Genomic DNA, 26,329 nt, shown 5'->3' with positions numbered 1-26,329 from the left:
AAAATAGTTTTTAATTTATTCGCTTTAAGCGAACTTTCAATGAACTTTGATTAAAGAAAAAATATAAAAAAAGGTATCCATCGTGAAATGGATACCGTAATAATCTTGAATATTAACGTTTAGAGAACTGGAATTTCTTACGAGCTTTCTTCTGTCCAAATTTCTTACGTTCTACCATTCTTGGGTCACGAGTTAATAAACCTTCTGGTTTAAGAGTTAGTCTATTTTCTTCGTCAACTTCACACATAGCTCTAGAAAGGGCTAAACGTATAGCTTCTGCTTGACCGGTAATACCGCCACCGTATACATTAATACTTACATCGTAAGCATCTTCGTTTTCAGTAAGTGCAAAAGGTTGTTTAACCTTGTACTGAAGAGTTGCCGTTGGAAAATAGTCATTAAGGTCTCTTTGGTTTACAGTAATATTTCCTGTACCTGCTGAAACGTATACACGGGCAACCGCTGTTTTTCTTCTGCCGATTTTGTGAATGGTCTCCATTACTTGAATTCTTTTAAGTTGATAACCTGTGGTTTTTGAGCTTCATGATTATGAGCCGTACCTACAAAAACCTTAAGGTTTCTGAAAAGGTCCGCACCTAATCTGTTCTTAGGAAGCATGCCTTTAACCGCTTTTTCTACAATTTGCTCAGGTTTTTTGGCCAAAAGCTCTTTTACAGATGTAGAACGCTGACCACCAGGATAACCTGTGTAACGCAAATAGGTCTTATCGTCCCATTTGTTACCTGTTAAATTGATTTTCTCAGCATTGATAACAATCACGTTATCACCACAATCAACATGAGGGGTGAAACTTGGCTTATGTTTTCCTCTAAGCATTTTGGCAACTTTAGAAGCCAATCGGCCTAAAGTCTCTCCTTCTGCATCAACTAATAGCCACTGTTTGTCCACAGTTGTTTTATTGGCAGAAACGGTCTTATAACTTAATGTATCCACTACGGTTACTTTTTAATTAAACACTTCAATCCCGTCAAACGGGCTGCAAATGTACACTAATTCTATTGAAAAACAAGCGGTGTTTTTGGAATATTTTTAGTTAAAAACACTCTTTTTCAATTTCTTGGGCAAATCTAGGTAAAAATTAAGGTCTTAAACGAATGATTTAAAGAATTGGATATTCGTAGATTCTAAATTTAACAAAAGTTCTTTCTGGTTTGTTTCTAGAGGTGAATGTAAATATTGACAGAAAGGTGGTAGAGAAGCTAAAATTCTATTGCTTGTAGAATTTAGTGCAGATCTTTTCTTCGTTAGAGTGTACATTAATAATATAAGCCCCGGCATCTAGAGAGGACACAGGTATGCTAATAGCATTTCTTCGGATTTCCCATTGATGGGATAATACGGTATTTCCATAAATATCCATGACGGATATATTAGCCTTTGCGGTATTCTTTAAACCTAAAATATTAACTACGTTGCTAGCGGGGTTAGGAAAGACCTTTACTTTCTTTTTGGTGGTTATGTTCGTGCTATGGCCAGTTTTGTGCATTGGTGTATCTTGCGCATGGCTATTGCACACTAAAAAGAGAATGGTAAAAAGGGTCGCTAACGTTTTCATTTTAAATTTAACTTGGCCTATTGTATTTGGAATAGGACTGTAAAAGTAAAACTGAAAAGCCCTTTACACGAAAAAATGTTGTGAAAGGGCAGGTTTTGTATGTCTAATGCGCCTCCAGCCAATCTTGGCCCAGGCCAACCTCTACATCTAGCGGTACCTCTAGTTTATAGGCGTTCTCCATTTCGGATTTTATCAATCCGCTTAATTCATCCAATTCCGGTTTGTATATATCAAATACCAATTCATCATGTACCTGTAAGAGCATTTTGGATTTGTAGTTGCCTTCCGATAATTTCTTGTGAATGTTGATCATGGCAATTTTAATGATGTCTGCAGCGCTACCTTGAATAGGGGCATTAACGGCGTTACGCTCTGCAGCCCCACGTACAATGGCATTACTTCCGTTAATGTCTTTTAAATAACGTCTTCGTCCTAGGACTGTTTGTACATAACCATTGTCACGGGCAAAATCTACCTGCTCGCTCATGTAATTTCTGAGCTTTGGGTAGGTTTTGTAATAGGTGTCTATCAGTTCTTTGGCTTCGGAACGGGATAAATCGGTTTGGTTGCTCAATCCAAAGGCGGAAACCCCGTAAATAATCCCAAAATTAACGGTTTTGGCATTGCTTCTTTGCTCACGGGTTACTTCTTCAATAGGCACATTAAATACTTTTGATGCCGTGGAAGCATGAATGTCTTCGCCGTGCTTAAACGCTTCTATCATTGTAGTCTCTTCGCTTAACGCGGCAATGATGCGCAGTTCTATCTGAGAATAATCCGCAGCCAATAAAATGTAGTCTTCGTTGCGAGGTACAAAGGCTTTACGAACTTGGCGGCCTCTTTCCGTACGGATAGGGATGTTCTGTAAATTAGGATTATTACTGCTCAAACGACCGGTTGCTGCAACGGTTTGCATATAATCTGTGTGGACTCTTCCCGTTGTGGGTTCTACTTGTTCCGGTAAAGCATCAACATAGGTGCTTTTAAGTTTGGCCAGCCCACGGTAATCCAATACATTTTGAATAATTTCATGGTCCTTGGCCAAATAGGAGAGTACATCTTCCGCTGTAGAGAATTGACCTGTCTTTGTTTTTTTAGGTTTATCTACTAATTTCATTTTACTGAAGAGAATTTCACCTAGTTGCTTTGGTGAACCAATGTTGAATTCTTCTCCTGCAGCTTCGTAAATTTTTTCTTCAAGATTTTTAATATCGTTGTTCAGGTCTTCAGAAAGGCTGTTCAAAAATTTCTCGTCCAGGTTGATGCCTTCAAGTTCCATGTCCGCCAGAACACGTAGTAGCGGAATTTCAATATCCTTAAAAAGAATATCGGTTTTGGCCTCGGCCAGTTCCGGTCTAAAATGCTGTGCCAGTTGAAATGTAATGTCTGCATCCTCTACAGCATATTCCGTTTGCTTTTCCAAAGGAACATCGCGCATGTTTAGCTGATTTTTTCCTTTCTTGCCTATAAGTTCAGTAATGGAAATAGGGGTGTAGTTCAAATAGGTTTCGGAAAGCACATCCATATTATGTCTCATATCCGGGTTTATAAGGTAGTGCGCCAACATGGTGTCAAAGAACATGCCTTTGACCTTAATATCATACTTATTTAAGACCTTAATATCATATTTAAGGTTCTGACCTACTTTTTCAATAGTCTCCGATTCAAAGAAAGGGCGTAGAATTTCTATAAGTTCCTGTGCTTCCTGTTTGTTTTCGGGGAATGGTATATAGTATCCTTTAGTGGCTTCCCACGAAAATGCGATACCTACAAGCTGGGCTTCCAGCGGATTTAACGATGTAGTTTCCGTGTCAAAACAAACAGAGGTCTGTTTCATTAGGTTTTGGACAAACAGCTTCATGGCCATACCCGGTGCCACGCTTTGGTAAACGTGGGGAATATCCTTAATGGTTTTTCTGCTAGAGCTGTCCGCTATGGTCGCTGCAGATGCGCCATCACCACCAAACAAAGAAAATTGCCCGCTTCCGGCAGATGAGGAAGTTGATGTCTGTTTTTTTGCCGTTTCGGTATTGCTTACTTGGGTTTGGGGTTCTGTTTCCCCAGAGAATATTTTAATAAACTGGTCTTTTAACCTTCTAAATTCCAGTTCCTCAAAAATCTCTTGCACTTTTTCACTGTCGGGGACTGAGAGTTCATAATCTTCGGCATTAAAAGTAACATCGCAATCTATACAGATGGTCGCCAGTTTTTTTGAGAGCAACCCCAACTCTTTGTTCGCCTCTACCTTTTCTTTCATTTTGCCCTTTAGCTGGTCCGTATTCTCTAAAAGGCCTTCCATAGAACCAAATTGCTCAATGAATTTTTTTGCGGTTTTGTCCCCAACACCAGGTAGTCCGGGTATGTTGTCACTGGCATCACCCATCATTCCTAGGTAGTCTATAACCTGTTCTGGCCTTTCAACTCCAAAACGTTTTTGTATTTCGGGAATGCCCCAAATTTCTATTCCGTTACCCATTCTTGCTGGACGGTACATAAAGATATTTTCGGAGACCAACTGGCCAAAATCCTTATCCGGTGTAACCATAAAAACCTTGTAATCTTCTTTTTCGGCTTGTTTTGCAAGGGTTCCAATAATATCGTCCGCTTCCCAACCTTCAAGAATTACCGAGGGTATGTGCATTGCTTTAAGTATGTCTTGGATATAAGGAATGGCAGTACGGATAGCATCGGGGGTTTCATCTCTATTGGCTTTGTACTCGGGGAACAGTTCGGTGCGCTCAGCACTTCCACCTTTGTCAAAACAAACGGCCAAATGGTCTGGTTTTTCACGTTTGATAACATCAAAAAGTGAATTCATGAACCCCATAATGGCAGAGGTGTCCATGCCCTTGGAGTTGATTCTGGGGTTTTTTATAAGTGCGTAGTAGCCACGAAAAATAAGTGCATAGGCGTCTAGTAAAAAGAGTCGTTTTTGTTCTGGCATTTTATAGTTTTTCAAGAGGATTCAAAGCTAATCAAGTTTTTGAATTCTTTTAAGTGTTTTAAGATTTGATATAAGTTTCCGATGGATTATTTACATGTCCAGCTTCAGAATAAGACCGATAGGTAAATCCCGGGTGAATGCAATAACTTCCGGTTTCGCCTGCCTTGTTAACAGCTATAAAACCTATTTGAAAATCATTCCGACCTTTATTTTTGGCCATGATTCGCTCAACACCTTCTTTACAAGCTTCTTGGGGAGATTTTCCTTGGCGCATTAATTCTACGATAAGAAAGCTACCTACCGTACGAACTACCTCTTCGCCAACACCTGTTGCTGTGGCTCCGCCAATCTCATTATCAACAAACAGTCCAGCGCCAATAATTGGAGAGTCACCAACACGACCCGCCATTTTGTAGCCCATGCCGCTTGTGGTACAAGCGCCGGAAATATCGCCGTTGGCATCTATGGCAAGCATGCCAATGGTGTCATGGTTTTCAATATTTATAATAGGCTTGTATTGCGAGGTTTTCTTCCATTCTATCCACTCTTGTTGTGATTTTTCGGTAAGGAGGTTGGTTTTCTTGAATCCCATTTCGTAAGCAAATTGCTCAGCTCCTTTTCCGGCAAGCATAACATGGGGTGTTTCTTCCATTACTTTACGTGCAACCAAAATAGGATTTGCAATATTTTGCATGGCCAGTACCGCACCGCAATTCCCATCTTTATCCATAATACAGGAGTCTAAAGTAACATTTCCGTCTCGGTCGGGTCTGCCACCAACACCCACCGTCTGGTTGTTTACATCGTTTTCTTCAACCATTACACCTTGGGTTACGGCATCAAGAGAAGTGCCGCCTTCTTTTAGGACTTCCCATGCTTTGGAAGAAGCTTTATGAAAATCCCAAGTACATATAACTATAGGCTTTACAGCTGCGGAATTATCTGTAACCCGGTCTGTGGACGGGGGAGTTTTGCCAGCCATTAAGGGGGCTGAAATTAAACCGGCCGTGGCGGCAGTTGAATTTTTTAGGAACTTTCTTCTTTGCATGGGTTTAAGATTTCTATTTTAGGAGTAGTTTAAAATGCCACTTGGGCATTAAATATAAGTAAAATGCTAGTAGAAGTCTGTGCCAATTCATTGCAATCTGCATTAAATGCCCAAAAGGGTGGTGCGCATCGCATAGAACTTTGTTCTGAACTTGCCGTAGGAGGAATCACCCCCTCATACGGACTGTTGAAAAGCGTTCGTGAGCAAATTTCTATTCCCGTTCATGTATTGATTCGCCCTAGAAGCGGTGATTTTACCTATACCCCCGATGAATTGAAAATTATGATGCGGGATATTCACTTATGTGTTGAACTGGGGTTTGAAGGCATCGTTTCCGGTGTTTTAAATACTGATTTTACAGTGGACAGGGACAGAACCCGAGAGATGATTGAAGCTTCAGTAGGTTTGAAGTTTACGTTTCACCGCGCTTTCGATTGGGTGAAAAACCCAATAGTCGCACTAGCACAACTGGAAGATTTGGGTGTAGATTATATATTAACTTCAGGACAGCGGAAATCTGCTCCTGAAGGGCTGGAGCTCTTGAAGGGGCTTCGTGAAAAATCTACAACCTGTACCATTATGCCGGGAGGTGGTGTGAAGCCGGATAATGTAATGGGTTTTAAGGCGTCCGGATTTAAGGCGGTTCACCTTTCGGGTACTAAACTGTTAAGAACATTGCCCGAAACGGGCCGGGTACCAATGAATTCTCCATCGTTTTTAAGCGATTCTGAAATTACCGTAACCCACTCAGGTACAATTGCAACTATCGTAAATAGGGTTAAATAAAATCTAAATGAGGCAATACCCGTCTCAGTTTAAAATATCTTTGTAGCTATGCTACGTTGGATTATTTTTATTGCCGTTTATATTGTTATGGGCCTCTATACTTTACAGGCCTTGAAAACCGTAACCAGATACCCTTGGGTGTACTATCTCTTTATTGCGATAGCCGTATTAGTACTGGGTAATTGTATTTATCAATTTACATTAGGTGAAGAGGAGGGTAGGGTCCTGAGCAGGTCTAAAAGCTATGCTTTTGGGTTTTTATTGACCGTATTGGCCTTTCAGTTGGTGACTATTCTTTTTCTTTTTTCCGAAGATATTTTTAGGGTCATATCTAGTGGGTATCAAAAGTTTTTTGGTCAGTCTAAAGAGTTTACCTTGCCAGAACGCAGAAAATTTTTGAGCATATTGGGTCTAGGCTTGGCGGCTATTCCTTTTGGCGCATTGCTCTACGGAATGTATAAGGGGAAGTACAATTTTAAAGTATTAAGGTATACTTTGGAGTTTGATGATTTGCCCGCTGGTTTCCATGATTATCAAATCACTCAGATATCCGATGTGCATAGTGGTAGTTTTGATGATAGGAAGAAGATAGAGTATGCTGTAGACCTGATTAATAAACAAAATAGCGATGTTATCCTTTTTACAGGTGATATGGTGAATAACATGGCTACCGAAATGGAGCCGTGGGCAGAACTTTTTACCACTCTTGAGGCCAAGGACGGTAAGTTCTCAGTCTTGGGAAATCATGACTATGGCGATTATGTAGCTTGGGAAACGGAAGAAGCCAAACATCAGAATTTGGAGGATTTAAAGAACCTACAAAGAAACATGGGTTTTGATCTGTTGTTGAATGAAAATCGGTTTTTACAAAAAGGAGGCGATAAGATTGCCTTGGTTGGGGTTGAAAACTGGGGGCGTGGTGGTTTTAAAAAAGCCGGAGACCTTAAAAAGGCGGTAGCCAATGTAGATAAAGATGATTTTAAGATACTCATGAGCCATGACCCTTCTCATTGGGAAGATGTTGTTTTGCACGATGCGTATCATTATCACCTTACCTTAAGTGGCCACACACATGGAATGCAGTTTGGTATAGAAATTCCTGGTTGGATCAAGTGGAGTCCTGTAAAATGGCGCTATAAATACTGGGCAGGCATCTATAAAGAGCTTGGGCAATATATAAATGTGAATAGGGGTTTTGGTTTTTTAGGGTATCCGGGTAGGGTAGGAATTTGGCCTGAAATAACCGTAATCACGCTTAAAAAGAAAGCTTAACACGATTTTAACGCCACCTAAAGTCTATAAAATTGGGGGTATAGGTGGCAATTTAACATTTTTTCTTACATTTGGCTCCTAACCCAATGAACTACGTATGTCAAAGTTTGGTGAACTTATAGATTTAAGAATCCCTGTTCTTTTGGATTTTTATGCGGATTGGAACGAGCAATCGAATGCGATGCACGCCGTTTTGCGTGATGTAGCCGCGGCTTTGGGTGATAAAGGCAAGGTTATTAAGATTGATGTAGATAAAAATAAAGAGCTTGCTCAGGCACTTCGTGTTAAAGGGCTTCCTACACTTATGATCTATAAAAAAGGTGAAATGGTATGGCGCCAAAGTGGTGAGCAAGATGCTAATACACTTATTGGAATCCTAAACGAATACCTATAATAATAAATACTTGCTGCTAAAGCGCTTTTTCTTTTGAGCGGTATAGGTTGAATAATAAAAAAATGCCCTTCAGCAATGAAGGGCATTTTTTTATTTCTGTATAGAGTAAGCTAACTTAGTTAGTGGCTGGGACTAATGTAGTGTCCACGGGGTTTTCTCCTGCCGTAGCTGCGTCTATTGCCGTAGTGTCAGAAACAGGAACTGTATCCTCTAAGTCAGGATTCTGACCAGGTTCTAAATCATCCTCTTGTAAAATATTGTCCCTGTAGAAATGCTGAAACTTATCTATATATTCATTGAATATTAGAGTTTCCTTTTCTGCCATCTCACGGTCGTTGTTTCCGATCAGAATATCAATATTTCTTCGGTAACCTTCCATATCGGCTATGATATCGTCTATCTTGTCATATTGCTCTTCAAGAGGTATGCTGGCGTAATATTCCAGACGGTCTTGATAAATATATTTCAATTTCCCGAAAAGCTCGCGAGCTTTGGTGGTTTCGCCTACTTTGTAATATCCATCTACAAAAGGCTCAACAAAAGTATAGTAGCCAAAGTATTCAACAGGAAGGTTTTTTATAGTAAGGTCTATAATATCCTTGGCCTTTTCTATTTTGTCTTCTTTTAGCAATTGTTCTAAAAGTCTTGCTAAGTTACTACGGTAAGACAGGCCTTGAATACGGGTTTGAGGGTCATGGTAGATGTCCGAGCTTCCAGAGTTGCCCCAGTCCCAATTCATAACTACATCATACATCAGGTCGGAATCAATTCGTCCCATTTCAAAAGAGTTTCTGCGTTCGGTCTTGATGGGTACTAATTTGTACGCCATGCCATCTAATTGCAAATAGTCTTTCATCCAAATAAATTCGGCATCATCAAAACTTCCTCCTGAGAAATAGATAGGGCGTTTCCAGTCATTGTTGGCAATAATATCCAACATCATCATGCTTTTCTTGGTAATGGCACTTTTTGGAAGGTCTATATCAATATAGTCTACGATCAAGGCCGAATCCTTTTCTTTTACCAGACCTGTTTCCAAGACGTTTTTCTTGTTTACCGGTATGCGTAATTTGTTGGTAGGGTAGTACACGATATTTTGGCTGCTTTCAGAATAAGCATCTATATCAATATTCTCCTGTCTTTCAAGGATGTACTTCAGCTTTGTTTGTGGGTTGTCACTATCTACCCACTTTATAAAATCTTGAATGGACCAACGGCTTTCTGATATTTTCTTGTTGAAAAGTGGGTCTACGGTTTGGTAGTATAGCACATCACGAGTTCCCCAGCGATACTTCTCATGGGCAATTTGTGATGGTATGGCTTCACTTTCGTATGCCTTTCTCTTCATTTGGTCAATATACCAATCCGTTTCAAAAAGGCTGGTACAGACAATACGAACATCGGTACGGTAGCCTTCTATTTCTTGGGCGTACCATAACGGGAAGGTATCATTATCCCCAATGGTAAAGAGTATGGCCCCTGCATCTTCTTGGCAGGAGTCTAGATAGGCTTTTGCCGATGAATTTGCGGTAAACCGATTAGATCGGTCATGGTCATCCCAGTTTTGTACTGCCATAACAGTAGGGACCGCTAAAAGACAGATGACGGTTACGGCCGGAGCCAGTATTTTAGGGGTGAGGTATTTCTTGAGTTCATCAAAAAGTCCGTATACGCCAAGGCCTATCCATATTCCAAAGATATAGAACGAACCTACAAGGGAGTAGTCTCTTTCACGAGGTTGAAAAATATATGGATTGGTGTAAAACTGAATAGCCAAACCTGTGAACAAAAAGAAGATTAAAAGTACCCAGAACTGTTTTGGGTTTTTACTTATTTGAAACAATATACCTACAATACCTAGAATTAGGGGGAGTAAGAAATAGGTGTTTCGGGCCTTGTCGTTCTTAACTTCGTCCGGAAGATTACTTTGACTTCCTAGACGTGGACTATCAACTAACCCAATGCCACTTAGCCATTCTCCGTTTCCGTTGTAACGGCCCTGAACATCATTGTTCTTTCCGGAGAAATTCCACATAAAATAACGCCAGTACATGTATCCGAATTGAAACTGTACCATGTATTTAATGTTCTGCCAAACTGATGGAGGTTGAACCTCAATATAATCGCCAAACCTTCTTAGGAAACTAATATATTGTTCGGCATCTATTTCGCCATTGGCAAAGCCTTCTTTTACTTGGGTAACCGCTTTTCTCAACTCCTCGTTGGATTGTGTCATCTTAAAATCCAAGGGCCCGAAATAGCGCATGTAGTTTTCTGCGTTCTGGCCGCTCCACATTCTTGGTAAGAACCCTATGTGTTTAGGGTCGTCTCCAGGTACGGCGCCTTTGTAATAATTTACGATTACATATTTCCCTAGCTTTTCGTCCTTTTCGTATTTAGGTGCTTCGTCTTTGTCCTCGCCACCAACCCCAAAAGTGTTGGAGTAATACGTCCCGTAAAACGGACTATCAACACCGGGGTACTGCTCACGGTTATAATAGGCCAATAAAGCACGGGCATCTTCCGGATTGTTTTCGTTGATGACCACTCTTGCATTTGCGCGAATAGGAAGCATCATCCATGAAGAGAAACCTAAAAATAGGAACATTAAGCATAGAACAATGGTGTTGGCCGTTTTGTAACTGTTCTTTCTAGTGTAGTTAAGCGCAAAATAGAACGCGCCAATGAATATGAGCCCCATAATGATGGTGCCCGAATTAAACGGAAGGCCAATACTGTTAATGAAAAATACTTCGCTCCAACCAAAAAGTTTAAGAACATAGGTTAAAGAGAATTTGTAAACCAGCATCAATACTGCAATCACAGCAATATTGGCCAACAAAAAGTTCTTTACTGTTGTTTTTTTGTATGTTTTGAAATAGTAGAGTAAACCTATTGACGGTATAGCCAAGAAGCCCATGAACTGAACCCCAAAAGTAAGGCCAACCACAAATGAGATAAGCACGATCCATTTGTTTCCTCGTGGGTTTTCAAGGTCGTCCGTCCACTTTAGGCCAAGCCAAAGTAACAATGCCATTAGGAGACTTGCTGTGGAATATACCTCGGTCTCTACTGCATTGAACCAAAAGCTATCCGAAAAAGTAAAAGCAAGGGAACCAACAATTCCAGAGCCAAAAATAGCAATAGCCTTGCTGTTGGTTATAACATCATCTTTTTGTTTTATGAGTTTTTGGGTAAGGTTGGTAATGGTCCAAAACATAAACAGAATGGTAAATGCACTGGAAACACCAGAAACGTAATTTACCATACGAGCCACTTGGTCAGGTTCAAAAGCGAACATGGCAAAAAAGGCCCCGATCATTTGGAGCAGTGGTGCTCCGGGAGGGTGGCCCACTTGGAGTTTTGCAGATGTGGCAATGTATTCACCGGCATCCCAAAAACTGTTCGTGGGTTCAACGGTTATTGCGTAAGTAATTAGGGCAATAAAAAAGACGGACCATCCTAGAAGATTGTCCCATTTTTCGAAGTTCTTTGAAAACATGTACTACGTGGTTTAACCAATGCGGCGAATTTACTAATTAATATAGATATGGAAGGTCATTTTTGATAAACCTTTAACAAGCTATTTGTAAGGTGAATATAGAAAGAATTGTAGTCAAAGGCTTGTTGGCGGAGGTTAAGCGTATAAAAATGAATCAAATTATTAATTTTATGGTGCTGAAAATCTGTAAGTTGTGTAGATTTGGAATTATTGTAGCAGAAAATGTTTGTGCAAACCAAACTTTGTTTTAAATTTGCACGCTCAAATGCTGAACTTGTTTCGGCAGAAATTACGGTAATGGCCTATGGTGTAATTGGCAACACAGCTGGTTTTGGTCCAGTCGTTCTAGGTTCGAGTCCTAGTAGGCCAACAGAATTAAAAAGCCCTATACGGAAAAGTATCGGGCTTTTTTTGTTGGAGTTTTTTATATGGGGCGATTGTCAGGCTCTGTATCCTCGGGATGCTCGGGAGAGTTGTCTTCCGTATATAGGTTTTCATTACTTGCTTCCTGTTCCGTCATTTCTTCGTTATGTTCGTTCAGTTGGTCCTCTGCTTCGTTCCGTGCCAAAATCTCTTCGTCTATCTCATCTAGCATAGTGCCCATTTTCTTTTTGTCCTTTATCATGGCCCAGGTCATAACCAGACTGGTGGCAATAATTACGAACAAAAGAATTCCCGATTCAAAACCGGCAACCTCTGCTTCCGTAGGAATGGCGTAGAAAAGAAGTATGGTAATCAATCCCCTTGGGGCAATAAAGGCTTGTGGTAGGATGCCTTTACCGATAAAAACCCGCAAAACAAGAAAACGGATTACGTAAATGGAGGCTATAATTAGAATGCTTACCATAGCAACATTTAGGCTCATTAAAGAAGCAAGTACAATGGTAACTCCAAAAATCACGAAGAAAAACGTTCGGACAACAAAAGCCGTTTCTAGGGTTATGATGTGCAGTTCATGATAGATTTGGTGCATTTTTTCCTTTTCAAGAAAAATAGCCGTCTTTCCGGGAAAGAACAATTTAACGTTTGCAATGACCAACCCGAATATGAGGATTATAATCAATGACGATAAATGCATCTTTTTACCAATAGCGTACAATAGTAGCAGTACGGCAATCAATAAAAATTGCTTGGCTTGGCTTTTTATCTTTTGGAAAATCAGAACCAAGGCGTAACTGGCAATAATGGCAATAACAATGGTCAGAACAATATTACCGGCAAAAGCAACGGGGCTAGAATCGGTTTCGGGATCCAATCCTCCGGTAAGGAAATAGAACATCATGATACCCATTATGTCCGAAAAGGTGCTTTCATAAATGTGAAACTCCTTTTTGTCCTCTCTAAGACCGGTAACACTGGGTATGATTATGGCGCTGGATAAAATAGATAAAGGGGTAGCATACAGCCAGGCAGACTGCATGGTCATACCTTCTATAAATTGGTAAAGAATTAAGGCGGCTACCCAAGCGGAAGCTACAAGCCCGAGTAGGGCAATGGCCATGGATTTGAGAATGGGTATGAGTTTTTCTCTTTTCAGTTCAAGCTCTAGGGCGGCTTCTAATACAATCATGATCAGTCCTACCGTTCCGATTATTTCTAAGGTACCGCGCAGGTTTTTTTCAAAATCTATTTCGGTTCCAATAATGTATTTCAGGGCAAATTGTAAAACAACGCCCAGAACTATTAGCATAAGTACGGACGGAATATTGGTTTTTTTAGAAATGCCATTAAACCAGAAAGAGATGATGACTATGGCAGAAGCACCAATAATCATATTGTAAGAAGAGAGTATTTCCATGGTTGTTAATTTGGTTGGGATATTTTAAAAGTACTATTAAATCGTTAATTTTAGATGAAATGATATGATATAAAACTCTTTAAATGAATCGGATATTGCGGGAAACAAAAAAATCGTATATTTGCAACACTGAAAGGATATAAAAGTATTCATGAGGGGACATTTTAGTCCTCTTTTTTATTTCTAAATGTTATGTTGAAGAGTAAAGTCGAAGCCCTTTTAAAAGATGCCCTAGAGGAAGATGGGTCTTTGTTTTTAATAGATTTTTCGATGTCTGCAGACAATACCATTAAGGTGGTTTTGGATGGAGATGAAGGCGTAACCGTGCAGGACTGTATGAAAATTAGTCGTGCCATAGAGCATAATATAGACCGTGATGAACATGATTTTTCGTTAGAGGTCGCTTCTGCTGGGGCGGCATCGCCGTTGGTAATGCCAAGACAGTACAATAAAAATGTGGGAAGAAAGCTTGCCGTACGAACGGAGGCCGAAACCTATGAGGGAAATTTAACCGAAACTACCCATGATGGTATTGTTCTTGAATGGAAAGCACGGGAACCCAAACCCATTGGAAAAGGGAAAGTTACAGTTCAGAAGAAGGAGCTAATCAATTTTTCTGATATAAAAGAAGCAAAAGTCATTTTAAAATTTTAAAGGTAATAGTAGCATAATGGAAAATATTGCACTGATTGAGTCTTTTTCGGAATTTAAAGACGACAAATTTATAGATAGGGTAACCCTAATGGCCATTTTGGAAGATGTATTCCGTAGTGCGCTTAAGAAGAAATTTGGTTCCGATGATAATTTTGATATTATTATCAACCCGGATAAAGGCGATTTGGAAATCTGGAGAAATCGTATAGTTGTTGAAGATGGTGAGGTTGAGGAACCAAATGAAGAGATATCACTTTCGGAAGCGCGTAAAATTGAGCCGGATTTTGAAGTTGGTGAAGATGTTTCGGAAGAGGTAAAGCTTATAGATTTAGGTAGAAGGGCCATCTTGGCGCTTCGTCAAAACTTGATTTCAAAAATTCACGAGCACGACAATACAACCATTTACAAGCACTTTAAAGATCTTGAGGGTGAAATTTACACCGCAGAGGTACACCACATTCGTCACAAGGCAATTATTTTGCTGGATGATGAAGGCAATGAGATTATTTTGCCAAAAGATAGACAGATACCATCTGACTTCTTTAGAAAAGGAGATAATGTTCGTGGGGTAATAGAAAGTGTGGAGCTAAAAGGTAGTAAGCCTACTATTATTATGTCTAGAAGCTCCCCTAAATTCTTGGAACAATTGTTTTTCCAAGAAATTCCGGAAGTTTACGATGGTCTAATTACCATTAAAAAGGCGGTTCGTATTCCTGGTGAGAAAGCAAAGGTTGCTGTAGATTCGTATGATGATCGTATTGATCCGGTTGGTGCCTGTGTAGGTATGAAAGGGTCAAGAATTCACGGTATAGTTCGTGAGTTGGGCAATGAAAACATTGATGTTATCAATTGGACGGCTAACCCACAATTAATGGTGACGAGAGCATTGAGTCCAGCTAGAGTTTCTTCTGTGAAGTTAGATGATGAGAAGATGACGGCGCAGGTTTACTTAAGACCAGAGGAAGTTTCTAAGGCAATTGGTCGTGGCGGACATAATATTCGTTTGGCAGGGCAATTAACTGGTTATGAGATTGATGTGTTTAGAGAAGGTGTTGAGGAAGATGTTGAGTTAACAGAGTTTACAGATGAGATTGATGCTTGGATTATAGAAGAATTCAAGAAAATAGGATTGGATACAGCTCGTAGTATTTTAGAGCAAGATGTAGCCGATTTGGTGAAACGTACGGACTTGGAAGAGGAAACTATTTCCGAAGTTGTGCGTATTCTTAAAGAAGAATTGGAAGATTAGCTATGAACTCGTCATGGGTTTTAATACTTTAGCGGAAAATACTGCTAATGTGTTGGAATGTAAAACCCTTTTGAGTTCTGTATATTAGCAAGGATTAAAGAGAATTAGGAGAAAGTATTTATGGCAGACATTGCAAAAATTAGGCTTAACAAGGTCCTCAAAGAGTTTAATATTTCTTTGGATAGGGCGGTTGATTTCCTTGCCTCTAAAGGGCATGAGATTGATGCGCGACCTACTACAAAGATTTCCGATGAGGTTTATGAAGTGCTTCAAGGAGAATTTCAGACCGATAAAAGCAAAAAAGTCGCCTCTAAAGAGGTAGGCGAAGAAAAGCGTAAGGAAAAAGAGGCTTTGCGATTGCAGTTGGAGCAAGAGCAAGAGGAACGACGTTTAGCTAGAGAAAAGCGTGCAGCTGCGGCAGAAGAAAAAACTTTGACAGGTAAAGTTGAGCTTCAGGGTCCCAAAACAGTTGGTAAAATAGACTTGGATGCCGGTAAGAAGCCTAAAGAAACTCCTGCTCCTGTAGAGGAAAAAGAAGAAAAGGTTGAAAAAGAGGCTGTTGCTGAGGTTGAAAAACCAAAAGAAGTAGAGCAGCCTAAAAAGGAGGAAGAAGAGAAGCCTAAGGTTGAAGAGAAACCAACTAGGACTATACTTCAGAAACCTAAAATTGTTGGTAAGCTTGAGGAAAAGAAACCGGAAGCACCAAAAGAACCTAAAGCTAAGGTAGAAGAAAAAGCTCCTGAAAAAGTAGAAGAGACCAAAGCGGAATCTGATTCTGAGAACTCAGAAGAGAAAAAAGACGATGGTGTCTTAACTACAAAGTATAAGAAGCTTACCGGTCCAAAGATTACGGCTAAAATTGATCTTTCTCAGTTCAACAAGCCTAAGAAGAAAAAAGAGGAGCCTAAAACAGGTGATGCTGCCGGTGATCGTAAAAAACGCAGAAGACGTATAGTTAGTAGTCCTGGTAGTGGCGGCGGTAATAAGAGCAATGCTCCAAGACAGCGCGGTACTGGTCCAGCGGCTAGAAAAGGTGGCGGTGGAAATCCAAGATACGGTGCTCCTAAAGTAGAGCCTACTGAAGAAGATGTACAAAAACAGATTAGAGAGACCTTGGAGAAATTACAAGGAAAGTCTAAGAAAGGAAAAGGTGCTAAATATAGAAGGGATAAGAGGGATCAACACCGTCAACAAACGGAGAAAGACCTTGAGCAGCAAGAATTAGAGAGCAAAGTATTGAAGGTTACGGAGTTTGTAACCGTAGGTGAAGTTGCTACCATGATGGGTGTAGGTACTACTGAAATTATTTCGGCTTGTATGTCACTTGGTATTATGGTTACGATGAACCAACGTCTTGATGCTGAAACCTTGTCTATTGTTGCAGATGAGTTTGGTTACGAAGTTGAATTCGTTACTGCTGATCTGGAAGAATCAATAGAAGTTGAGGCAGATGCTCCTGAAGATCTAGAACCGAGAGCTCCTATTGTTACCGTAATGGGGCATGTGGATCACGGTAAAACATCTTTGTTGGATTATGTTAGACAAGCTAATGTAATTGCAGGTGAAAGTGGTGGTATTACGCAGCATATTGGTGCGTATGGTGTAACTTTGGAAGGTGGTCAGAAAATCACTTTCTTAGATACACCGGGTCACGAAGCCTTTACCGCGATGAGAGCAAGGGGTGCACAAGTAACGGATATTGCAGTTATTGTTATTGCTGCAGATGATGCTATCATGCCTCAAACAAAAGAAGCAATAAGTCACGCTCAAGCAGCTGGAGTACCAATTGTTTTTGCTATAAATAAAGTGGATAGGCCAACGGCAAACCCTGAGAAAATTAAGGATGGGTTGGCTCAAATGAATTTATTGGTCGAAGATTGGGGCGGTAAGATACAGTCTCACGATATTTCGGCCAAGACAGGTCAAGGTGTAAAGGAATTGCTTGAAAAAGTATTGCTTGAAGCCGAATTGTTAGAGCTTAAGGCTAATCCTAATAAGATGGCCAATGGTACTGTAGTAGAAGCCTTTTTGGATAAGGGACGTGGTTACGTTTCTACCATATTAGTACAAGGTGGAACCCTTAAAATTGGGGATTATGTATTGGCAGGTACCAATAGTGGTAAGGTTAAGGCTATGCAGGATGAACGCGGAAAAAGTGTTCAAAAAGCTGGTCCGGCCACGCCAATTTCTATTCTAGGTTTGGATGGAGCGCCACAAGCAGGTGATAAATTCCATGTGTTAGAAGATGAGAGAGAGGCTAAGCAGATAGCTACTAAGCGTTCGCAATTGCAGCGTGAGCAGTCTGTTAGAACACAGCGTCACATTACGTTGGATGAAATCGGAAGACGTATTGCTTTGGGTGACTTTAAGGAACTTAACATTATCTTGAAGGGTGATGTTGATGGTTCTGTGGAAGCCTTAACGGATTCGTTCCAAAAATTGTCTACTGAAGAAATTCAAGTGAATATTATACACAAAGGAGTTGGTGCTATTACCGAATCCGATGTGTTGTTAGCTTCGGCATCCGATGCTATTATTATTGGTTTTAACGTAAGGCCAATGGGTAATGCAAGAGATGTTGCGGAGAAGGAAGAAATTGATATTAGAATGTACTCTATTATCTATGATGCGATCAATGATCTTAAGGATGCTATGGAGGGAATGCTTTCTCCTGAAATCAAAGAAGAGATTACGGGTACCGCAGAGATTAGAGAGACCTTTAAGATATCCAAAGTTGGTACGATTGCCGGTTGTATGGTAACCAATGGTAAGATTTTCCGTAATGCAGGTATACGTCTTATACGAGATGGTGTAGTTGTTTATACAGGAGAGTTGACATCCTTAAAACGTTTCAAAGACGATGTTAAGGAAGTGGCCAAAGGGTATGATTGTGGTCTGCAGCTTAAGAACTATAATGATATAGTTGAAGGGGATATTGTAGAGGCTTTCAAAGAGGTAGAGGTTAAGAAGAAATTAAAATCTAAATAGACTTCTTGAGAATATACATATCACTGTTAAGTGAGAAAGTATAGAGCAAAAAAAAATCGACCTTAACGGGTCGATTTTTTTGGTTTTAATAACATGGCGTCCGGATATTTCTGTCGGACTTCTTTAAACTTTCGTTCGGCGTCTAGCTTGTTCTGGAATCTTCCTACTCTTACTCGGTATGTAGGTGAATCAAAATCTATTTTTGAGGGTAGGTCCGGGAAATCTTGCTCAACGTTAGCTTGAATACTTTGAGCCTTATTATAGGAGCCGAAGCCTACTTGAATGCGGTAATATTCCGAACTTTCGTTGGAGGTTTTATATATTTCTATTAAATCAGTGATTTTTTGGTCTTGTTCAATGTTAATTTGGCCTTGTTGGGCATATCCAAATGTTAAAGACGCAAGGGAGAAACTGAGTGCAAAAATTGTCTTCATTGTAGTGAAATAATTGGGTTTTAATAATTTATACAAAAGTAGCGTATTCCTCGGCATTGTAAAGGATGACATATTATTTAGAATAGATATAAATTAGGAATTATCAATCCGTTAACATTTTCAAAATAAAGTCTATTACGTATTTTTGCCTTCGATTTTAGCACTGATAAGAATAACACAAGTTTTCTATAAATGAAATTATCGTGCCAAGATGTCGATAGAAATAAGATTCATATGAAAAAGGTTCCGTACCGCCATTCGATTTCTAAGGTTTTAGGTTTAACTCTATTTGTTTTCCTTTTATTTTCCGTTTCTATATCTGCTCAAGATGGTGGAAGTGAAGATGGGGCTTCTTCCGAAGCTGCTGCATCTGGTGATACTGCGGGAGATCCGGCTAAAGGTAAAGCGTTGTTCAATCAGAATTGTGCTGCTTGCCACTCTTTAAATCGAAAAATGACAGGTCCAGCTCTGGCCAATGTAGAGACTAGATTGTCAGATGACGAAGGTTTAAGTCGTGATTGGTTGTATCAATGGATTAAGAATAGTCCTGGGCTTATCGCTTCAGGTGATTCTTATGCTAATAAGATTTATGCTGAGTACAATCAGGCGGCAATGACTCCGTTTCCAACCTTGTCTAACGAGGATATTGATAATATTTTGGCTTATACGGCCGCTCCTCCAAAAACCGCTGCTCCTGCGGCTGCGGCTGGTGGTGAAGCTGCTGGTGGCTCTGGTGGTGCTTCCGATGGAATTTCAAATGAAATAGTTCTAGGTGCTTTGGCGCTCGTCTTTGGTCTTTTGGTGGTGATGTTGTTCTTGGTGAACAAAACATTGAGAAGAATAGCCGAAGCTAATGGGGTTGTTTTGGAAAATGAAGCATCCGAGAAGAGATTGCCACTTTGGAAAGCGTTTGCTAAAAACCAATTTTTGGTATTGGTGTCAGTTATTTTTCTTTTGTTGGGTAGTGCGTATTTTGCTTACGGATGGATGATGCAGGTAGGTGTTGATCAAGGGTATCAGCCAATTCAGCCAATACATTACTCACACCGTATCCATGCTGGGGATAATAAAATAGAATGTAAGTATTGTCACTCGTCTGCACGTGTTTCTAAGACTTCGGGAATTCCTTCCTTGAACGTGTGTATGAACTGTCATAAATCAATTTACCAAGTTGCTGATGAAACTTTGGAAGAAGGTAAGCGTGAGTATGGTGTTGATTATAACAAAGAAATTAAAAAGCTTTATGCAGCTGTAGGTTGGGACGAGGAAAATCAGAAATATACTGGTGAGAGTCAGCCTGTAGAATGGGTGCGTATTCATAATTTGCCTGATTTTGCATATTTCAATCACTCTCAGCACGTAAGTGTTGCTGGTATTGAGTGTCAGCAATGTCACGGTCCTGTTGAGGAAATGGAGATTATGTATCAATTTTCGCCTCTAACAATGGGATGGTGTATTAACTGTCACAGAGAAACTGAAATTAAGGTAGAAGGTAATGCTTACTACGAAAAAATTCATACCGAGCTTTCCAAGAAATATGGTGTTGAAAAGTTAACGGCTGCGCAAATGGGCGGGCTGGAATGTGGGAAGTGTCATTATTAATCGAATCTAGAAAGTAGCTAATTACATAGAAAGTATGGCATCAAACAAAAAATATTGGAAGAACGAGGCGGAATTAAATCCGAACGATTCCATTGTTGAGACGCTAAGACAGAACGAGTTTGTTGAGCAAATTCCAGTAGATGATTTTTTGGGAGATAAGGAAAGTCTATCTGCTACATCTACCAATAGGAGGGATTTTCTTAAGTACGTTGGTTTTAGTACCGCAGCGGCTTCATTGGCTGCTTGTGAAGGACCTGTGCATAAATCTATTCCTTATGTTGTTCAGCCAGAAAATATTGTTCCAGGCGTTGCTAATTATTATGCTACAACTATAGCGAACGGTTTTGACTTTGCAAGTATCCTTATTAAAACAAGGGAAGGTCGTCCTATTAAGGTTGAAAATAATAAAGATGCCAAGGTTGCCGGATCTGCCAATGCAAGAGTTCAGGCATCTGTACTTTCTTTATATGATAGTACACGCTTACAGGGGCCAATGGCAAATGGAGAGCCTACTGAGTGGTCTGTTTTGGATGCTGCTGTAAAAGCAAAATTAGGAAGCCTTAAAGGTTCTGGTCAGCAAATCGCATTGTTGACACAAACATATGCTAGTCCGTCTACGGATAGATTAATCGGTGAATTAAAAGCTGAGTATGGTAATGTAAACCATGTGGTTTATGATGCTATTGCCGAAGATGCCGCAGCTAGTGCTTATGAAGCTAAATACGGTGAGCGTGCTTTGGCGGATTATGATTTTGAAAAGGCAGACCTTATAGTTTCTTTTGGGGCGGATTTCTTAGGAGATTGGCAAGGAGGAAGCTATGATGGGGGGTATGCAAAAGGTAGAGTGCCTAAAAATGGTAAGATGTCGCGTCATGTACAGTTTGAGGCAAACATGACCTTGAGTGGTGCCAATGCGGATAAGCGTGTGCCCTTAACGCCAATGCAACAGAAAATAGCTTTGGCTCAGTTGTATGCTAAGTTGAACGGTACAAGTGTTGGTGGTGAGCTTTCTGAAAATGTTCAGAAGACCATAGATGGTGTGGCTGCTCATATAAGAAAGAATAAAAGTAAGGCCGTAGTAGTTACGGGTCTTGATGATATACATGCTCAAACGGTTGTTCTTGCAATTAATGAAATGTTGGGTAGTAAGGCTTTTGATCCTGCTTCTCCTCGTTATGTAAGACAAGGAAATGTTAAGGCAGTGCAGAAGTTGATTGCGGATATGAAGGCGGGCAAAGTTGGCGCGTTAATCGTAGACGGTGTTAACCCTATGTATACGCTTCCTAATGCGACTGACTTTAAAGAAGGTGTTGAGAAAGTTGGTCTTTCTGTTGTGTTCTCCAATAATTGGAATGAAACTACAGAAGTAGCGCAGTATACTGCAGCAGCTAATCATTTCTTGGAGTCTTGGGGAGATACCCAAATCAAGAAAGGGCAATACAGTTTGATGCAACCTACCATTAAAGAACTTTTTGATACAAGACAGTTTCAGACTGCATTGTTAAAGTGGTTAGGTAGTGATAAAACATATTACGAATATGTAAAGGAAACCTGGTCTCAGTCAATATTGGCTGGAAATGATTGGAATAAAGCATTGCATGATGGTGTTTATTCTGCGGCAGGTATGACTTTAAGCTCTGATGCGGATCCAGAAAATGCGGTTTCCGAAGAAGAAGATAAAGAAACGGCAAGTGCCGATGTAATTGAGGAAGTGACTGCTCAGGCAGGTATTCCTATTGCTACGGCTATTAATAGTTTGGTAAATGCTACCAGCGGAGGCGGTGTTGAGCTTACTCTTTACTCTAAAACGGGTATGGGTGCAGGTCAGCAGGCTAACAACCCGTGGTTGCAGGAGTTTCCTGATCCAATTACTAGAGTTTCTTGGGATAACTATGTTACCGTTTCCAAGGCAGATGCTGAGCGTTTAGGTTTTGTAAACGAGCACGTTGCCAATGGAGGTTTGGACGGTAGTTATGCCAACGTTACCGTAAATGGAGTTGTACTAAATAACGTTCCGGTAATTATTCAGCCGGGTCAAGCTATTGGTTCTATTGGTCTTTCATTAGGATATGGAAGAAAAGTAGGAATGAAATCTGAGATGCAGACAGGTGTTAATGCTTATCCGTTGTATCAGAATTTCACCAATGTTCAGGCAGCTACTATTGAGAAAGCTTCGGGAATGCATGAGTTTGCATGTATTCAGTTGCATAAGACCTTAATGGGTAGGGGTGATATCATTAAGGAGACTACCTTGGAGATATTCAATACAAAGGATCACGCTGAGTGGAACGAAGTTCCGGTGGTTTCTTTGGATCACCAAGAGGTTCCGGCTACATCTGTTGATTTGTGGGATAGTTTTGATCGTACTATAGGTCATCACTTTAACATGTCCATAGATTTAAATGCGTGTACCGGTTGTGGTGCATGTGTTATTGCTTGTCATGCGGAGAACAATGTTCCTGTGGTAGGTAAGGAAGAAGTTAGAAAGAGTAGGGATATGCACTGGTTGCGTATTGATAGATATTATTCTTCGGAAGATACTTTTGAGGGAGACAATATTAAGAAGGATGAGTTTGATGGTCTTTCAGGTGATAATGGTTCTTTAGGTGGTTTTGGTGAGTTGGAGCATCCAGCGGCTAATCCTCAAGTGGCATTCCAGCCTGTAATGTGTCAGCACTGTAACCACGCACCATGTGAAACTGTTTGTCCGGTTGCGGCAACATCTCACAGTCGCCAAGGTCAAAACCATATGGCATATAACCGTTGTGTGGGTACTAGATATTGTGCAAACAACTGTCCGTACAAAGTTCGTAGATTCAACTGGTTCTTGTATAATAACAATGACGAGTTTGATTACCATATGAACAATGACTTGGGTAAAATGGTATTGAATCCTGATGTAAATGTTCGTTCAAGAGGGGTTATAGAAAAATGTTCTATGTGTATTCAGATGACTCAGAAGTCTATCTTGGATGCGAAAAGAGATGGTCGTCCTGTAAAAGATGAGGAATTCCAAACAGCGTGTTCATCTGCATGTAGTACAGGAGCTATAATCTTTGGTGATGTTAATGATAAGGAAAGTGAAGTTTCCAAATTGGCAGAAAGTAATCGTATGTACCATTTATTGGAGCATGTGGGAACTAAGCCAAATGTATTCTACCATGTTAAGGTTAGGAATACGAACGAAGCATAAAACCGTATTTAAGTAAACAACTATAATAGATTTATATGGCGTCGCATTACGAAGCACCTATACGAAAGCCCTTGGTTATTGGGGATAAAGGCTACCACGATGTAAGTGTGGATATAGCCGCTCCGGTTGAGGGTAGGGCCAATAAGCATTGGTGGATTGTGTTTTCCATTGCCTTAGTGGCATTTCTTTGGGGTGTTGGTTGTATTATTTATACAGTCTCTACCGGTATTGGAACATGGGGTTTGAACAAGACCGTTAACTGGGCTTGGGATATTACCAACTTTGTTTGGTGGGTAGGTATTGGTCACGCGGGTACTTTGATATCTGCCGTACTTTTGCTTTTCCGTCAGAAATGGAGAATGGCTATTAACCGTTCTGCGGAGGCTATGACAATATTCTCTGTTGTTCAGGCGGGTCTTTTCCCTATTATTCACATGGGTCGTCCTTGGTTGGCATACTGGGTATTGCCAATTCCTAACCAATTTGGTTCGTTATGGGTAAACTTTAACTCACCGCTACTTTGGGATGTATTTGCGATATCTACATACCTTTCAGTTTCTTTGGTATTCTGGTGGACGGGTCTACTTCCTGATTTTGCGATGTTACGTGACAGGGCAATCCTTCCTTTTCAAAAGAAAATATATAGTCTGTTAAGTTTTGGTTGGAGTGGTCGTGCTAAAGATTGGCAACGTTTTGAAGAAGTGTCGTTGGTTTTGGCAGGTTTGGCTACACCACTTGTACTTTCTGTACATACCATTGTATCTTTTGACTTTGCTACATCGGTAATACCAGGTTGGCATACAACCATCTTCCCTCCATACTTTGTGGCTGGAGCAATTTTCTCTGGTTTTGCAATGGTGAATACACTTTTGATTATCATGCGTAAAGTGTGTCACTTGGAAGATTATATCACTGTTCAGCATATTGAGTTAATGAACATTGTTATTATGTTAACCGGTTCTATTGTAGGTTGTGCATATATTACAGAGCTTTTCATGGCTTGGTATTCAGGTGTTGAATACGAACAATACGCTTTCTTGAACAGAGCTACTGGACCTTACTGGTGGGCTTACTGGTCAATGATGACTTGTAATGTGTTCTCTCCTCAGTTCATGTGGTTCAAAAAATTGAGAACTAGTATTATGTTTTCTTTCGCTATATCTATTGTAGTGAACATAGGAATGTGGTTTGAGCGTTTCGTAATTATCGTAACATCGTTGCACAGAGATTACCTTCCATCTTCATGGACTATGTTCTCGCCAACATTTGTAGATATCGGAATCTTTGTAGGTACCATTGGATTCTTCTTCGTGTTGTTCCTTCTTTACGCTAGAACATTCCCTGTAATCGCTCAAGCGGAGGTTAAATCTATCTTGAAGTCATCTGGAAGTAAGTATAAAAAACTAAGAGATGCGGGTCAGCCATTATATCAGATAACTAAATTGTCTGCTGCTGATACTAAGGAAGAAGTTATTACAGATGATGTGCTTATGGGAGAAGTTGTACCGCAACAAGATACCAGCGAGAGCGTTTCTGAACTTTTGAGTACTATTGGTAAGTTTGATGCAACAAAAGAGACTGCTGATGACCTTAAACAAATTAAAGGTGTAGGTCCTCAAATGGAAGCAACACTTAATGAAATTGGAATATTCACTTTTGCCCAAGTGGGTAGAATGACCAATAGGGAGTATGATTTGTTGGATTCAATAACAGAATCTTTCCCAGGTAGAGCGCAAAGAGACGATTGGGCCGGTCAGGCAAGATTATTAAATAATAAGAAACAATAGCTATGGCATCTAAAGCGATACATGCATATTATGATGATGATGACGTGCTAATGCTTGCCGTTAAGAAGGTAAAGGCAGCCAAGCATCACATCGAAGAAGTATATTGTCCATTTCCTGTTCATGGCTTAGACAAAGCTATGGGTTTGGCTCCAACACGTATTGCCATTACGTCGTTCATTTACGGCTGTATAGGTCTTAGTGTGGCTACGCTTATGATGAACTACATCATGATCGAGGATTGGCCTCAGGATATTGGTGGGAAGCCTAGTTTTAGTTATATAGAGAACATGCCGGCATTTGTGCCTATTATGTTTGAGTTAACTGTATTTTTTGCGGCTCACTTAATGGTGATAACTTTTTATATGAGAAGCCGTTTATGGCCTTTCAAAAAAGCGGAAAATCCAGATGTACGTACTACGGATGATCATTTCTTAATGGAGATAGATATTCATGGTAACGAAAAAGAGTTAAAAGATCTGTTGTTGGTTACAGGGGCAGTGGAGATAAACATAGTTGAAAAAACCAGTCATTAAATATGAACAGTTTTAGCAAAATAGGAATCGTTTTTGGGTTGCTACTGTGTGTTACGGCTTGTGCCGATAAGAACAGTCCCAACTATCAATATATGCCGAATATGTACGAGCCAGTAGGTTACGAGGCATATGGTGAGGTAGATTTTCTTCCTAATCGTCAGGAGGCAATGGTTCCACCGGCAAATACTATTTCTCGTGGCTGGATTCCTTACGGGTATGAAAATACACCGGAAGGTAAAGAGTTGGCAAGAGTTCAAAAAAGTCCATTGGATTCAGTGAACATTGAAAAGGATTTAGCTGCGGGTGGTCAATTATATACCATTTATTGTGCTATTTGCCATGGTGATAAAGGTGATGGTCAAGGTACGCTTGTAAAAAGAGAAAAGATTTTGGGTGTTCCAACATATGCGGATGAAGCTCGAAACATTACAATAGGTACAGCTTACCATACCATTCATTACGGATTGAACTCTATGGGTTCTTATGCATCTCAGATGAATACTAAAGAGATGTGGCAAGTTTCGGAGTACGTGATGAAATTGAAACAAGACTTAACGAAATAATACTTA

The 26,329-nt window shown here is 40.2% G+C and carries 19 protein-coding genes and 1 tRNA gene; 12 read left to right on the top strand and 8 right to left on the bottom strand.

The window, feature by feature from the left end; genetic code table 11:
- Positions 1-112: 112 nt before the first annotated feature.
- The 5 genes from rpsI to H9565_RS07180 all read right to left on the bottom strand — a co-directional run bounded on the left by rpsI (position 113) and on the right by H9565_RS07180 (position 5,568).
- A complete protein-coding gene (gene rpsI / locus H9565_RS07200) occupies positions 113-499 on the bottom strand; it encodes a 30S ribosomal protein S9 (RefSeq protein ID WP_215438536.1) in 387 nt (128 codons plus the stop codon).
- Positions 499-954 (bottom strand): 50S ribosomal protein L13, encoded by a 456-nt coding sequence (gene rplM, locus H9565_RS07195; RefSeq protein ID WP_215438535.1) that lies wholly within the window; start codon positions 952-954, stop codon positions 499-501. Before rplM ends, rpsI begins: the two co-directional genes overlap by 1 nt.
- Before the next feature lie 274 nt (positions 955-1,228).
- Complete coding sequence (locus tag H9565_RS07190) at positions 1,229-1,576, bottom strand: T9SS type A sorting domain-containing protein (protein WP_215438534.1); 348 nt, start codon at positions 1,574-1,576, stop codon at positions 1,229-1,231.
- 103 nt (positions 1,577-1,679) lie between these two features.
- Entirely contained in the window at positions 1,680-4,520 is a 2,841-nt protein-coding gene (gene polA, locus H9565_RS07185) for a DNA polymerase I (RefSeq protein ID WP_215438533.1), read from the bottom strand.
- A 58-nt stretch (positions 4,521-4,578) separates the two neighbouring features.
- A complete protein-coding gene (locus tag H9565_RS07180; RefSeq protein WP_215438532.1) occupies positions 4,579-5,568 on the bottom strand; it encodes an isoaspartyl peptidase/L-asparaginase family protein in 990 nt (329 codons plus the stop codon).
- Positions 5,569-5,631: 63 nt separating this feature from the next.
- Here H9565_RS07180 and H9565_RS07175 point away from each other — a divergent pair, with 63 nt between their 5' ends.
- From H9565_RS07175 to H9565_RS07165, 3 genes are all read left to right on the top strand, one after another.
- Entirely contained in the window at positions 5,632-6,354 is a 723-nt protein-coding gene (locus H9565_RS07175; protein WP_215438531.1) for a copper homeostasis protein CutC, read from the top strand.
- Between the two features lie 48 nt (positions 6,355-6,402).
- Positions 6,403-7,626, top strand: a complete 1,224-nt coding sequence (locus H9565_RS07170; protein WP_215438530.1) for a metallophosphoesterase — start codon at positions 6,403-6,405, stop codon at positions 7,624-7,626.
- A gap of 97 nt (positions 7,627-7,723) precedes the next feature.
- A complete protein-coding gene (locus H9565_RS07165; RefSeq protein WP_215438529.1) occupies positions 7,724-8,020 on the top strand; it encodes a thioredoxin family protein in 297 nt (98 codons plus the stop codon).
- 115 nt (positions 8,021-8,135) lie between these two features.
- On the opposite strand, the gene H9565_RS07160 is transcribed toward H9565_RS07165, so the two are convergent.
- Positions 8,136-11,522 (bottom strand): glycosyltransferase family 117 protein, encoded by a 3,387-nt coding sequence (locus H9565_RS07160; RefSeq protein ID WP_215438528.1) that lies wholly within the window; start codon positions 11,520-11,522, stop codon positions 8,136-8,138.
- Positions 11,523-11,820: 298 nt separating this feature from the next.
- Here H9565_RS07160 and H9565_RS07155 point away from each other — a divergent pair.
- Positions 11,821-11,892: transfer RNA gene (locus tag H9565_RS07155), tRNA-Gln, on the top strand.
- Between the two features lie 54 nt (positions 11,893-11,946).
- Here H9565_RS07155 and H9565_RS07150 read toward each other — a convergent pair.
- Positions 11,947-13,320: a cation:proton antiporter domain-containing protein gene (locus tag H9565_RS07150; protein ID WP_215438527.1), complete on the bottom strand. Its 1,374-nt coding sequence runs from the start codon at positions 13,318-13,320 to the stop codon at positions 11,947-11,949.
- A gap of 192 nt (positions 13,321-13,512) precedes the next feature.
- Between H9565_RS07150 and rimP the strand changes: the two genes are divergently transcribed.
- The 3 genes from rimP (at position 13,513) to infB (ending at position 18,211) form a co-directional block, all read left to right on the top strand.
- Positions 13,513-13,974, top strand: a complete 462-nt coding sequence (rimP, locus tag H9565_RS07145) for a ribosome assembly cofactor RimP (protein WP_215438526.1) — start codon at positions 13,513-13,515, stop codon at positions 13,972-13,974.
- A gap of 16 nt (positions 13,975-13,990) precedes the next feature.
- Positions 13,991-15,223, top strand: coding sequence for a transcription termination factor NusA (gene nusA / locus H9565_RS07140; RefSeq protein WP_215438525.1), 1,233 nt, complete (start codon positions 13,991-13,993; stop codon positions 15,221-15,223).
- Positions 15,224-15,343: 120 nt separating this feature from the next.
- On the top strand, positions 15,344-18,211 hold the full coding sequence (gene infB / locus H9565_RS07135; protein WP_215438524.1) for a translation initiation factor IF-2: 2,868 nt from the start codon (positions 15,344-15,346) through the stop codon (positions 18,209-18,211).
- A 62-nt stretch (positions 18,212-18,273) separates the two neighbouring features.
- Here infB and H9565_RS07130 read toward each other — a convergent pair whose 3' ends face one another.
- Positions 18,274-18,645, bottom strand: a complete 372-nt coding sequence (locus H9565_RS07130; RefSeq protein WP_215438523.1) for an SPOR domain-containing protein — start codon at positions 18,643-18,645, stop codon at positions 18,274-18,276.
- Between the two features lie 234 nt (positions 18,646-18,879).
- On the opposite strand from H9565_RS07130, the gene H9565_RS07125 reads away from it, so the two are divergent.
- The 5 genes from H9565_RS07125 to H9565_RS07105 are packed head-to-tail and all read left to right on the top strand — an operon-like array spanning position 18,880 to position 26,323.
- Entirely contained in the window at positions 18,880-20,247 is a 1,368-nt protein-coding gene (locus H9565_RS07125; protein ID WP_215438735.1) for a cytochrome c3 family protein, read from the top strand.
- A 34-nt stretch (positions 20,248-20,281) separates the two neighbouring features.
- Entirely contained in the window at positions 20,282-23,440 is a 3,159-nt protein-coding gene (locus H9565_RS07120) for a TAT-variant-translocated molybdopterin oxidoreductase (RefSeq protein ID WP_215438522.1), read from the top strand.
- 35 nt (positions 23,441-23,475) lie between these two features.
- On the top strand, positions 23,476-25,227 hold the full coding sequence (gene nrfD, locus H9565_RS07115) for an NrfD/PsrC family molybdoenzyme membrane anchor subunit (protein ID WP_215438521.1): 1,752 nt from the start codon (positions 23,476-23,478) through the stop codon (positions 25,225-25,227).
- 2 nt (positions 25,228-25,229) lie between these two features.
- Positions 25,230-25,760, top strand: a complete 531-nt coding sequence (locus H9565_RS07110; protein WP_215438520.1) for a DUF3341 domain-containing protein — start codon at positions 25,230-25,232, stop codon at positions 25,758-25,760.
- Between the two features lie 2 nt (positions 25,761-25,762).
- Complete coding sequence (locus H9565_RS07105) at positions 25,763-26,323, top strand: c-type cytochrome (RefSeq protein WP_215438519.1); 561 nt, start codon at positions 25,763-25,765, stop codon at positions 26,321-26,323.
- Positions 26,324-26,329 lie beyond the last annotated feature (6 nt).

It is taken from the genome of Zobellia russellii, assembly GCF_018728565.1.
Lineage (GTDB): Bacteria > Bacteroidota > Bacteroidia > Flavobacteriales > Flavobacteriaceae > Zobellia > Zobellia russellii.
The sequence above is the reverse complement of the archived record's forward strand: the minus strand, read 5'-3'. Positions and strand labels throughout refer to the sequence as shown.

Excerpts from the sequence above, each read along its gene's own strand:
- rpsI (WP_215438536.1), bottom strand. The coding sequence starts at position 499 with ATGGAGACCATTCACAAAATCGGCAGAAGAAAAACAGCGGTTGCCCGT.
- H9565_RS07190 (WP_215438534.1), bottom strand. The coding sequence starts at position 1,576 with ATGAAAACGTTAGCGACCCTTTTTACCATTCTCTTTTTAGTGTGCAAT.
- polA (WP_215438533.1), bottom strand. The coding sequence starts at position 4,520 with ATGCCAGAACAAAAACGACTCTTTTTACTAGACGCCTATGCACTTATT.
- H9565_RS07180 (WP_215438532.1), bottom strand. The coding sequence starts at position 5,568 with ATGCAAAGAAGAAAGTTCCTAAAAAATTCAACTGCCGCCACGGCCGGT.
- H9565_RS07175 (WP_215438531.1), top strand. The coding sequence starts at position 5,632 with ATGCTAGTAGAAGTCTGTGCCAATTCATTGCAATCTGCATTAAATGCC.
- H9565_RS07170 (WP_215438530.1), top strand. The coding sequence starts at position 6,403 with ATGCTACGTTGGATTATTTTTATTGCCGTTTATATTGTTATGGGCCTC.
- H9565_RS07165 (WP_215438529.1), top strand. The coding sequence starts at position 7,724 with ATGTCAAAGTTTGGTGAACTTATAGATTTAAGAATCCCTGTTCTTTTG.
- H9565_RS07160 (WP_215438528.1), bottom strand. The coding sequence starts at position 11,522 with ATGTTTTCAAAGAACTTCGAAAAATGGGACAATCTTCTAGGATGGTCC.
- H9565_RS07150 (WP_215438527.1), bottom strand. The coding sequence starts at position 13,320 with ATGGAAATACTCTCTTCTTACAATATGATTATTGGTGCTTCTGCCATA.
- rimP (WP_215438526.1), top strand. The coding sequence starts at position 13,513 with ATGTTGAAGAGTAAAGTCGAAGCCCTTTTAAAAGATGCCCTAGAGGAA.
- nusA (WP_215438525.1), top strand. The coding sequence starts at position 13,991 with ATGGAAAATATTGCACTGATTGAGTCTTTTTCGGAATTTAAAGACGAC.
- infB (WP_215438524.1), top strand. The coding sequence starts at position 15,344 with ATGGCAGACATTGCAAAAATTAGGCTTAACAAGGTCCTCAAAGAGTTT.
- H9565_RS07130 (WP_215438523.1), bottom strand. The coding sequence starts at position 18,645 with ATGAAGACAATTTTTGCACTCAGTTTCTCCCTTGCGTCTTTAACATTT.
- H9565_RS07125 (WP_215438735.1), top strand. The coding sequence starts at position 18,880 with ATGAAAAAGGTTCCGTACCGCCATTCGATTTCTAAGGTTTTAGGTTTA.
- H9565_RS07120 (WP_215438522.1), top strand. The coding sequence starts at position 20,282 with ATGGCATCAAACAAAAAATATTGGAAGAACGAGGCGGAATTAAATCCG.
- nrfD (WP_215438521.1), top strand. The coding sequence starts at position 23,476 with ATGGCGTCGCATTACGAAGCACCTATACGAAAGCCCTTGGTTATTGGG.
- H9565_RS07110 (WP_215438520.1), top strand. The coding sequence starts at position 25,230 with ATGGCATCTAAAGCGATACATGCATATTATGATGATGATGACGTGCTA.
- H9565_RS07105 (WP_215438519.1), top strand. The coding sequence starts at position 25,763 with ATGAACAGTTTTAGCAAAATAGGAATCGTTTTTGGGTTGCTACTGTGT.